At 60.7% G+C, this 9,598-nt stretch carries 12 protein-coding genes; 8 read left to right on the top strand and 4 right to left on the bottom strand.

Annotated elements, in window-relative coordinates:
* Window positions 1–470 precede the first annotated feature (470 nt).
* The 7 genes from AWT75_RS09550 to mobA all read left to right on the top strand — a co-directional run bounded on the left by AWT75_RS09550 (window position 471) and on the right by mobA (window position 5,083).
* Entirely contained in the window at window positions 471–1,646 is a 1,176-nt protein-coding gene (locus tag AWT75_RS09550; RefSeq protein WP_062788994.1) for a phosphoglycerate kinase, read from the top strand.
* 74 nt (window positions 1,647–1,720) lie between these two features.
* Window positions 1,721–2,350 (top strand): LysE family translocator, encoded by a 630-nt coding sequence (locus tag AWT75_RS09545; RefSeq protein ID WP_045845884.1) that lies wholly within the window; start codon window positions 1,721–1,723, stop codon window positions 2,348–2,350.
* Window positions 2,351–2,459: 109 nt separating this feature from the next.
* Window positions 2,460–3,524 carry a class II fructose-bisphosphate aldolase gene (gene fba / locus AWT75_RS09540; RefSeq protein WP_045845885.1) on the top strand — a complete coding sequence of 355 codons (1,065 nt, stop codon included), beginning with the start codon at window positions 2,460–2,462 and terminating at the stop codon, window positions 3,522–3,524.
* 69 nt (window positions 3,525–3,593) lie between these two features.
* Window positions 3,594–3,794, top strand: coding sequence for a hypothetical protein (locus AWT75_RS21890; RefSeq protein WP_045845886.1), 201 nt, complete (start codon window positions 3,594–3,596; stop codon window positions 3,792–3,794).
* Window positions 3,791–4,042: a MoaD/ThiS family protein gene (locus AWT75_RS09530; RefSeq protein WP_045845887.1), complete on the top strand. Its 252-nt coding sequence runs from the start codon at window positions 3,791–3,793 to the stop codon at window positions 4,040–4,042. Before AWT75_RS21890 ends, AWT75_RS09530 begins: the two co-directional genes overlap by 4 nt.
* A gap of 1 nt (window position 4,043) precedes the next feature.
* Window positions 4,044–4,502 (top strand): molybdenum cofactor biosynthesis protein MoaE, encoded by a 459-nt coding sequence (locus AWT75_RS09525; protein ID WP_062788993.1) that lies wholly within the window; start codon window positions 4,044–4,046, stop codon window positions 4,500–4,502.
* Window positions 4,499–5,083 (top strand): molybdenum cofactor guanylyltransferase MobA, encoded by a 585-nt coding sequence (gene mobA / locus AWT75_RS09520; protein WP_062788992.1) that lies wholly within the window; start codon window positions 4,499–4,501, stop codon window positions 5,081–5,083. The genes AWT75_RS09525 and mobA overlap by 4 nt, the downstream gene beginning before the upstream one ends.
* Here the strand turns inward: mobA and AWT75_RS09515 are convergent.
* Window positions 5,031–5,972, bottom strand: coding sequence for a LysR substrate-binding domain-containing protein (locus tag AWT75_RS09515; protein ID WP_062788991.1), 942 nt, complete (start codon window positions 5,970–5,972; stop codon window positions 5,031–5,033). The genes mobA and AWT75_RS09515 overlap by 53 nt on opposite strands.
* Window positions 5,973–6,175: 203 nt before the next feature.
* Here AWT75_RS09515 and AWT75_RS09510 point away from each other — a divergent pair, with 203 nt between their 5' ends.
* On the top strand, window positions 6,176–7,138 hold the full coding sequence (locus AWT75_RS09510; RefSeq protein ID WP_062788990.1) for a DMT family transporter: 963 nt from the start codon (window positions 6,176–6,178) through the stop codon (window positions 7,136–7,138).
* A 243-nt stretch (window positions 7,139–7,381) separates the two neighbouring features.
* Here AWT75_RS09510 and aroG read toward each other — a convergent pair whose 3' ends face one another.
* The 3 genes from aroG to AWT75_RS09495 form a co-directional block, all read right to left on the bottom strand.
* On the bottom strand, window positions 7,382–8,458 hold the full coding sequence (aroG, locus tag AWT75_RS09505) for a 3-deoxy-7-phosphoheptulonate synthase AroG (protein ID WP_062788989.1): 1,077 nt from the start codon (window positions 8,456–8,458) through the stop codon (window positions 7,382–7,384).
* 158 nt (window positions 8,459–8,616) lie between these two features.
* Window positions 8,617–9,027 carry an RNA polymerase-binding protein DksA gene (dksA, locus tag AWT75_RS09500; protein ID WP_045845893.1) on the bottom strand — a complete coding sequence of 137 codons (411 nt, stop codon included), beginning with the start codon at window positions 9,025–9,027 and terminating at the stop codon, window positions 8,617–8,619.
* Between the two features lie 201 nt (window positions 9,028–9,228).
* A complete protein-coding gene (locus AWT75_RS09495) occupies window positions 9,229–9,534 on the bottom strand; it encodes a c-type cytochrome (RefSeq protein WP_062788988.1) in 306 nt (101 codons plus the stop codon).
* Between the last annotated feature and the right edge of the window lie 64 nt (window positions 9,535–9,598).

The following is a 9,598-nucleotide window of genomic DNA, read 5'->3' as shown; positions in this document are numbered from 1 at the left end:
CGGGATGGAATAGATGGAAGGCTGCGGAATCAAGCTGCTAGCCGGAAGGCCCGGCTTTGCCGGGTCCTGCCACATCGCACCAATTACGTTGTCAGCAGCCGCAGGCAGGATACATGTCCGCCTGCTTTGCTGCAGTTAAAAGGGTTGACGGGTGAGCCGGTTGAGCCATGCTCCCGCCACTGCGCCCCAGGGCAAACACCCCCGTCCAGACTGCGGCCTGGCGCAGCGCTTAACAGCCAGCAGGGCAGGGTGCAAGAGCCAACTGCTGTAATAAATACACTACTTGATCTGCTGTCTGTTGCGCATGCAGACAGCCCGGTACAGTAGCTACAGCGATAGCCAGCGCAGTGACAAGGCTGCCAGTCATATGTCATTGCGCTTACACTATCGCCAAGCCCGAATACGGCTGTACGGCCTTCTCCCACGAAGGCGGTCGCCAATCGCATTCAACAGATAAAAGCGAGCCACCGATGAAATTCAACAAACTGACCGAGCTGGACCTGGCCGGCAAACGCGTACTGATCCGTGTTGACATGAACGTGCCGGTGAAAAATGGCGTGATCGGCGACGACACCCGCATCCGCGCCAGCCTGCCGTCCATCGAACACAGCCTGAACGCCGGTGCCGGCGTCATCCTGATGACCCACCTGGGCCGTCCGACCGAAGGCGAACCCAAGCCGGAAGACAGCCTGGCACCAGTCGTCGAGCGCCTGTCCGCCCTGCTGGGCAAGCCGGTACGCCTGGTTGCCGACTGGCAAGCCGGCCTGAACGTGGCTGCCGGTGAAGTGGTGATGCTGGAAAACGTACGCCTGAACAAGGGCGAGAAGAAGAACAATGCCGAGCTGGGCCAGGCCTACGCCAGCCTGTGCGACGTATTCGTCAACGATGCCTTTGGCACCGCCCACCGCGCCGAAGCCTCCACCCACGCGGTAGCCCAGTTTGCCCCCACCGCCTGCGCCGGCATCCTGCTGGCTGCCGAGCTGGACGCACTGGGCAAGGCCCTGCTGGCCCCGGCACGTCCGCTGGTGGCCATTGTGGCCGGCTCCAAGGTTTCCACCAAGCTGACCATTCTGGAATCGCTGGCCGACAAGGTGGACCAGCTGATCGTGGGCGGCGGCATTGCCAACACCTTCTTGCTGGCCGAAGGCAAGAACATCGGCAAATCGCTGGCCGAAGCTGATCTGGTAGAGGAAGCCAAGAAGGTGATTGCCAAGATCCGCGCCCGTGGCGGCGATGTACCGCTGCCAAGCGACGTGGTGTGCGCCACCGAATTTGCCGAAACCGCCGCTGCCACCACCAAGCCGGTGGCCGAGGTGGGCGCTGACGACATGATTCTGGACATCGGCCCCGATTCCGCCGCCGAACTGGCTGGCATCATTGCCAAGGCCGGTACCGTGGTATGGAACGGCCCGGTCGGCGTCTTCGAATTCGACCAGTTCGGTAACGGCACCAAGACCCTGGCACAGGCCATCGCCCAGTCGCCGGCCTTCTCCATTGCCGGCGGCGGTGACACGCTGGCGGCGATTGCCAAGTACGGCATTACCGATGACATCAGCTATATCTCCACCGGTGGTGGCGCTTTCCTGGAATTCCTGGAAGGCAAGACCCTGCCGGCAGTGGCCATTCTGAGCGAACGCGCCGCCTGATCGCAGTCATCACCACATGCAAGTGAATGGCACGCCCGGCGTGCCATTCTCCCCACCCTTGCCGGAGTACTGCCATGCCGTTGAATACCTGGTTGCTGTTTGTCACCACCGTGTTTTTTGTTTCCGCCACGCCCGGCCCCAACATGCTGCTGGCCATGACCCACGGCATTCACCATGGCGTGCGCCGCACCGCCGTGACCTGCCTGGGCCTGATGACCGGCCTTGGCATCATCATGCTGGGTTCGGCTGCCGGCCTGGGTGCCTTGCTGGCCGCATCGGAACAACTGTTTTCTATCGTAAAATACGCAGGTGCCGCCTATCTGATTTACCTGGGCATCAAGACCTGGCGCGCCATCCCGCAACCGGTGACGGAAGTGGCAGAAGACAGCAGCGCCCGGCATACGCCGTGGATGATGTTCCGCACCGGTTTTCTGGTGTCGATGAGCAATCCCAAGGCCTTCATCTTTTTTACCGCGCTGTTCCCGCAGTTCATGGACGCGCGACTGCCGCAGGGGCCGCAGCTGGCCGTGCTGGCAGCCACGTTTTATGTGATTGAAGCATCCTGGCAGTTTGCCTACGCCAGTGGTGGAGCCCGCCTGGCAGGCTGGCTCAATAGCGCCCGTCGCCTGAAGCTGGTGAACCAGGTATCCGGCGGGGCTTTTGTCGGTGCCGGCCTGCTGTTGTCCGGTGTGTCCCGCCACTAGGCGGCTTGCATTACCCGTATTCCTGATTGGATTGCCGCTGTATCACGGCGGACAGTCCCCGATTTGAAACCCATGCCGCCCAACCGCGGCATGACCTGAGGAGATTTTCATGGCACTCGTTTCCATGCGTCAGCTGCTGGACCATGCAGCCGAATTCAGCTACGGCCTGCCGGCTTTCAACGTCAACAACCTGGAACAGATGCGCGCCATCATGGAAGCCGCTGACAAGTGCGACGCACCGGTCATCGTGCAGGCTTCCGCCGGTGCCCGCAAATACGCCGGCGCGCCCTTCCTGCGTCACATGATCCTGGCCGCCGTGGAAGAATTTCCGCATATCCCGGTGGTGATGCACCAGGACCACGGTACCAGCCCGGACGTATGCCAGCGCTCCATCCAGCTGGGCTTCTCTTCCGTGATGATGGACGGCTCACTGAAGAGCGACGGCAAGACCCCGGCCAACTACGATTACAACGTGGAAGTGACCCGCACCGTGGTGAACTTCTCCCATGCATGTGGCGTGTCGGTGGAAGGTGAAATCGGTTGCCTGGGCAGCCTGGAAACCGGCATGGCCGGCGAAGAAGACGGCGTGGGTGCCGAAGGCGTGCTGGACCACAGCCAACTGCTGACCGACCCGGAAGAAGCCGCCCGCTTCGTCAAGGACACCGGTGTGGACGCCTTGGCCATTGCCATCGGCACCAGCCACGGCGCGTACAAGTTCAGCAAGAAGCCCACTGGCGACGTGCTGCGCATCGACCGCATCAAGGAAATCCACGCCCGCATTCCCAACACCCATCTGGTGATGCACGGTTCCTCTTCGGTACCGCAGGAATGGCTGCAGATCATCAACGAATTCGGCGGTGACCTGGGCGAGACCTATGGCGTGCCGGTGGAAGAAATCGTGGAAGGCATCAAGCACGGCGTGCGCAAGGTGAATATCGACACCGACCTGCGTCTGGCCTCCACCGGTGCCATCCGCCGCTTCATGGCGCAGAACCCGAAGGAATTCGACCCGCGCAAATACCTGAAGGCCTCCACCGATGCCATGCGCGATATCTGCATTGCCCGCTACGAAGCCTTTGGTGCTTGCGGTCAGGCCAGCAAGATCAAGGCCGTGAGCCTGGATACCATGGCCAATCTGTATCTGAAGGGCCAGCTGGCGCAAATCGTAAAATAAGCGCCATTTGCTCCATTATCCAGCCCGCTCCTGTAGCGGGCTTTTTCATGTCCATCCGCCCGCAGGTGCATGCCGGCATCCCCCATCAGCAGCATTGGCGCAGGCCACGCCATTGCTTACACTGCAAGGATGAGCGAACTGCTATCCCCTCTCGAATGGTTTTTTGTCATCCTGCTGGCCGTGGTTCCACTGCTGGGGCTGGGTTTCCACCTGTGGATCATGCTGCTGGGCCATGGCAACAACGACAAGCACACCAAGGACCGACCATGAAACTCGACATCCTGTATTTTGCCCGCCTGAAAGACAGCTTCGGCATGGGTAATGAACAGCTGGACACCGAGGCTGCCAGCGTGGATGAGCTGCTCATCGAATTGCGCCAGCGCGGCGGCAACTGGAGCAGCGAGCTGGCGGCCGGCAAGGCCTTCCGCGTGGCACGCAACCAGGAACTGGTGCGGCTGGATGCCACCCTGAGCGACGGGGACGAAGTGGCCATCTTCCCGCCGGTTACCGGAGGCTGACATGCAGCCATTTACGGTTCGGATCCAGCATGAAGTGTTTGATTGCGGCGCGGAAATCGCCCGCCTGTCGGCCAACCCGGCCTGCGGTGCCGTGGTGAGTTTCAGCGGCCTGGTACGTGACTATGGCGACCGGCAGGATATTGCCGCACTGGAGCTGGAACATTACCCGGGCATGACGGAAAACACCCTGCACGCCATCATCCAGCAAGCGCGGGAACGCTGGCAGCTACAGGCCGCCACCATCATCCACCGCGTGGGCCGGCTTGCGCTGGGCGAGGCCATCGTACTGGTGGTTACCGCCAGCAGCCACCGCAAGGATGCCTTTGCCGCGGCGGAATTCCTGATGGACTTTCTCAAGACCGAAGCGCCATTCTGGAAAAAGGAAATCCAGCAGGATGGCAGCAGTTACTGGGTGGAAGCCAAGGCCAGCGACCAGCACGCCGCCGGGCGCTGGCAATGACGGCCTACACTGCGCTGATTCTGGCCGGCGGCCAGGCCAGCCGCATGGGCGGGGTGGACAAGGGCCTGGTGGAACTGGCCGGTCAGCCGCTGATTGCCCGCACCCTGCACAGCCTCGCCGCGCAAAACCAGCCGCCTGCACGAATCCTGATCTCTGCCAACCGTCATCTTGATGCCTACGCCGCTTACGGCCATCCGGTATTGCCGGACACGCTGCCCGATTATCCTGGCCCATTGGCCGGCTTGCTGGCGGGCATGCAGGCCGAGCCTGACAGCAAGCTGCTGATGCTGCCTTGTGATGCCGTGCAACTGCCCGCGGACTTTGCCACCCGCCTGCTGGCAGCACTGCCCGGACGGCAAGCGGTCAGTGCCAGTGACCCGGCGCAGTGGCACCCCAGCCTGCTGGCGCTGCAAGCCGGGCTGCAACCCTCGCTGCTGGACTACCTGCAACAAGGTGGCCGCTCCATCCGCGGCTGGCTGGCCGGGCTGCAACACGATACCGTACCGTTCGCGCAGCCCTTTGCCAATCTCAATACCCTGCAGGCGGTGGCAGCACTGGCGCAACAGTGGCCGGTTGACTGACACTGTCCAGCAGCCAGCGCTTGAACAGCAGCGCATTGTCACTCAGTGATGCATGGCGCGGATGGACCAGGTAATCCACCTTGCCGCTGACAAAGGCAAACGGCCCCAGCCGCTTGAGCACGCCTTGCTGCAGCAGATCATGCGCCATGAATTCCCAGCCCAGTCCGATGCCCATTCTTTGCAACACGGCGTTAAAGGCCAGCGTCACCTGATTGAACATCGGCACCCGCTCCGGCGCGGTATAAGTCAGGCCGAAGTGACCGAACCAGTCATGCCAGTTGATGCAGTTCCAGGCTGATGAGTCCAGCTGGATCAAGGGCAGTTGCGCCAGATCCGCTGGCTGGCTGATGTCGGGAAAGTCCAGCTGCGCGCTATACACCGGGTACACCACTTCGGGAAACAAGGGCTCGGCACACAGCGAACTCCATTGACCGTCGCCATAGAAAATGGCGAAGTCGTATTCGGCCACGCTGGCTTCATCCATGCTGTTGCTGGCATGAATATTCACCGTGATATCCGGATACTGCTGACTGAAGGCCACCAGCCGGGGAAACAGCCAGAACTGCGCCACCGCGTGGGTACAATTCACGGTGAGGGTGTGGCGGTTATGCTCGGCCTGCAACCGCACCACGCTGCGCAGCAAGGATTGCAGCATGGGGCCGACCTCGCGCTGCAAGGCCAGCCCGGCCGGGGTAGGCTGAATGCCACGCACCAGCCGCTCGAACAGCGGCAGCTTGAGCCAGTCTTCCAGTGCGCGAATCTGCTTGCTCACCGCGCTTTGCGTCACGCACAGCTCGGTGGCTGCCTTGGTAAAGCTGCCATTGCGCAGTACCGCCTCGAAATGAATCAGGCTTTCCAGCGGTGGCAAGTTCTTCAGATACCGGCTCATCTGCTTGCGTCCCCATCATGATGACTGCCAGGCTGACATTCCTGTTCAGCATCCTGGCTTGATACAGGATATTACCCCAGACAAGTACCTGGCTGGTCATGACATTCCTGTGAGGAATGCGTGAATGCCGAGATATCCTTTGTCGGCCCGCCCTGCCAGCACGTAGCCTTGGGCCATCATCAGTTGCGCAGGGAAGATGCAGAATGAAACGCGGAATCAGCTATGCCGGCCTGGCCGGTACAATATGGGGCATGGTGCTGATGGTGCCGCAGGTGATGCCCGCCTTCAGCCCCTGGCTGCTCAGTGCGGTGCGCTTTACCTTGTACGGGGTGATTTCCTTGTTGCTGGCGCTGCCGCTGGCCGGGCGAATCCGGGCCAAGCTGCAGGCTGAAGATGTGATCATGCTGGCCGTACTGTCGCTGGTGGGCAATCTGCTGTATTTCATCTTGCTGGCTGCCGCCATCCAGCTGGTGGGCATTGCTCCCGCCTCGCTGATTGTCGGTGTGTTGCCGGTCACCATCACTCTGCTGGGCCTGAAAGATGAGGGTGCGCTGTCGCTGCGCCAACTGGCCTGGCCCTTGCTGATGGTGCTGGCCGGCATTGTCTGCATCAATATCGATACCTTTACCGGCAGCCATCCGGCCACTGCCAGCGTGGCAGACCGTATCCTGGGCGTACTGGCTGCGCTGGGTGCACTGGCCAGCTGGAGCTGGTTTGCCTCCCGCAATGCGCGCTATCTGCGCCAGCGCCCCTGTTTTGACAGCCATGAATGGTCTTGCCTGCTGGGCATGGTGACTGGCGTGATGGGGGGTGGCTTGTGGCTGGCGGGTAACTGGCTGGGCCTGCCCATGGTCAGCCAGGCCGTCAGCCATGCCCAGTGGCAGCTGTTCTGGGTGGCGGCCACTGGCTGCGCCCTTGGCGGCTCCTGGCTGGCCAATGCGCTGTGGTATGCCGCCGCACGCCGTCTGCCACCCACCTTGTCCGGTCAGTTGATCGTATTTGAAACGCTGTTTGCCCTGCTATATGGCTTTGTCTGGTTGCAGCGCTGGCCGCGACCGCTGGAACTGGCCTCCATACTGTTGCTGCTGGGCGGGGTGGCCTGGGCGGTAAGGCGGCATGCCACGCCAGCAGAAGAGCAAGCCATGCCGGCCTGGCAGGGGAGTTGATTCCGGCGAGTGCCGCACAGAGACAAACCCCCTCTCGCTTTCCGGAAGGAAAGCGAGGCTCCTTTCTTCAAATTGGCAGGGCAAGGGCGGGGGAAAGGGGAATGGATGGGAAGGCTGCGAAAGCAATATCTTAGTCGAAAGGCCCGGCTTTGCCGGGTCCAGTGCAATCGCACCAAATCACTTTATTAGCTGCATGAAAAACGCTGCCATTGGCAGCGTTTTTCATGTCGGATGCAAGACAGCTTATTTGCCGCCGGCAACACCCAGCTTGGCACGGCGCGCCTTGACCGCATCGGCCAGCGTGGTGAGCAGCTTCTCGGTGTCATCCCAGCCGATACAGGCATCGGTGATGCTCTGACCGTATTTCAGCTCGCAGCCCGGCTTCAGGTCCTGACGGCCTTCTGCCAGATGACTTTCCACCATCACGCCAAAGATGTGCTGATCACCGGCTGCCAGCTGGCCTGCCACATCGTCGGCCACTTCCATCTGGCGACGGTAATCCTTGCGGCTGTTGGCATGGCTGAAATCCACCATCAGCTTTTGCGGCAGGCCCACGGCTGCCAGTTCGGCAGCGGCGGCGCGTACATGCTCGGCCGAATAGTTGGGTTCCTTGCCACCACGCAGGATGACGTGGCAATCCGGGTTGCCGCCGGTGGAAACAATGGCGGAGTGGCCGGTCTTGGTAACCGACAGGAAGTGGTGCGACACGCTGGCGGAGCGGATGGCATCCACGGCAATTTTCAGGTTGCCGTCAGTACCGTTCTTGAAACCCACCGGGCAGGACAGGCCGGAAGCCAGTTCGCGGTGAACCTGGCTTTCGGTGGTGCGCGCGCCAATGGCACCCCAGCTGATCAGGTCGGCAAAGTATTGCGGGGTGATCATGTCGAGGAATTCGGTTGCCGCCGGAATGCCCATGTCGTTGAGCGTCAGCAGCAAACGGCGCGCCAGACGCAGGCCGGTATTGATGTCGTAGGATTCGTTCAGGTGCGGGTCGTTGATCAGACCCTTCCAGCCCACGGTGGTACGCGGCTTCTCAAAGTAGACACGCATCACCACCACCAGCTCGCCCGCCAGGCTGTTACGCAGCGTGGAAAGCTTGCGTGCATACTCGATGGCGGCATCGGTATCGTGAATCGAACAGGGGCCGATCACCACCAGCAGGCGATCATCCTCGCCACGCAGCAGGGCAGCAATGTCCTTGCGGGTGGTGTAGATGACTTCGGAAGCGGTTTCGGTGATGGGCAGTTCGTACAGATGGGCAATCGGAGGCAGTAATTCCTTGATTTCGCTGATTCTGACGTCGTCGGTCTGGCGTTGCATGTTTGTCCCTAGCTGATATCGTTTTTACCTTGCATAGCAGCAAGATACCCGTACCAGCCAAGGCCGACAAGCCCTTGTGTGAGTGGCAGGGCTGCGCAAAAAACAAAAGCGCCATCGCAAGGCGATGACGCTTTGTGGCAGCAGATTACCGCGGGGGATCAGTCTGCGTATTGACGCTTCATGCGTTCTCGGCGCTCCTGGGCCTCTACCGACAGGGTGGCTGTCGGACGTGCCATCAGGCGGCGCAGTCCGATGGGTTCGCCAGTGTCTTCGCAGAAACCATAGGAGCCATCGTCGATCTGACGGATCGAGGCCTGGATTTTCTGCAGCAGCTTGCGTTCGCGGTCGCGGGTGCGCAGTTCCAGCGCATATTCCTCTTCCAGCGTGGCCCGGTCGGCGGGATCCGGGGTAGCTTCCTGCTCTTGCAGATGGTTGGCAGTGGCATTGGCGTTGATCAACAACTCCTGCTGCATCTGCAACAACCGGTCTTTGAAGAACTCAAGATGGTCGGCGTTCATGTAATCATCGCCTTCCCAGTTGAGAATATCTTGTTCGGTCAGCTTGGCCATAATTTTGGTGCTTCCAGCATGAGAGTTGGCAGACAGGCGAAGAAGATTACCCACGGTATCGGATTTGTGCAACTGGCAGCAACAATTCCCCTTCTTCGGCTTGACCTGCTGCTGACACTCGGTATAGCGCCAATCACGGCAGGTAACAAGCTTGTCACATGAAAAAGGCGGCCGTGGCCGCCTTGTTACATCATCGCAAACTTATTTCTGCGACAAGATCCACTTCACCAGGGTCTTGACGTCAGCGTCGCTGACCTGGGCGTTTGGCGGCATCGGGACCGGGCCCCATACACCAGCACCACCTGCTTTCACCTTGGCGATCAGCTTGGCTTCAGCACCCTTGTCGCCAGCGTATTTCTTGGCCACGTCCTTGTAAGCCGGGCCCACTACTTTGTGGTCCACTGCGTGACAGGACAAGCAGTTGTTCTTTTGTGCCAGCGCCAGATTGGCCATGGCAGGCGCAGCAGCAGTACCCAGCAACAGGGCAGCAAGCAGCATTTTCTTCATCACGATTCTCCAGATCATTTAGGAAATGTCTCTACATCTTTTCAGATGTGACTGAGCATGACAA

This window comes from Aquitalea pelogenes, from assembly GCF_001515305.1.
Classification (GTDB): Bacteria; Pseudomonadota; Gammaproteobacteria; order Burkholderiales; family Chromobacteriaceae; genus Aquitalea; species Aquitalea pelogenes.
Note: the sequence above shows the minus strand (reverse complement) of the source record. Positions and strands in the feature narration are given on the sequence as shown.

Coding starts and splice junctions, on each gene's coding strand:
- AWT75_RS09550 (WP_062788994.1), top strand. CDS start 471: ATGAAATTCAACAAACTGACCGAGCTGGACCTGGCCGGCAAACGCGTA.
- AWT75_RS09545 (WP_045845884.1), top strand. CDS start 1,721: ATGCCGTTGAATACCTGGTTGCTGTTTGTCACCACCGTGTTTTTTGTT.
- fba (WP_045845885.1), top strand. CDS start 2,460: ATGGCACTCGTTTCCATGCGTCAGCTGCTGGACCATGCAGCCGAATTC.
- AWT75_RS21890 (WP_045845886.1), top strand. CDS start 3,594: ATGCCGGCATCCCCCATCAGCAGCATTGGCGCAGGCCACGCCATTGCT.
- AWT75_RS09530 (WP_045845887.1), top strand. CDS start 3,791: ATGAAACTCGACATCCTGTATTTTGCCCGCCTGAAAGACAGCTTCGGC.
- AWT75_RS09525 (WP_062788993.1), top strand. CDS start 4,044: ATGCAGCCATTTACGGTTCGGATCCAGCATGAAGTGTTTGATTGCGGC.
- mobA (WP_062788992.1), top strand. CDS start 4,499: ATGACGGCCTACACTGCGCTGATTCTGGCCGGCGGCCAGGCCAGCCGC.
- AWT75_RS09515 (WP_062788991.1), bottom strand. CDS start 5,972: ATGAGCCGGTATCTGAAGAACTTGCCACCGCTGGAAAGCCTGATTCAT.
- AWT75_RS09510 (WP_062788990.1), top strand. CDS start 6,176: ATGAAACGCGGAATCAGCTATGCCGGCCTGGCCGGTACAATATGGGGC.
- aroG (WP_062788989.1), bottom strand. CDS start 8,458: ATGCAACGCCAGACCGACGACGTCAGAATCAGCGAAATCAAGGAATTA.
- dksA (WP_045845893.1), bottom strand. CDS start 9,027: ATGGCCAAGCTGACCGAACAAGATATTCTCAACTGGGAAGGCGATGAT.
- AWT75_RS09495 (WP_062788988.1), bottom strand. CDS start 9,534: ATGAAGAAAATGCTGCTTGCTGCCCTGTTGCTGGGTACTGCTGCTGCG.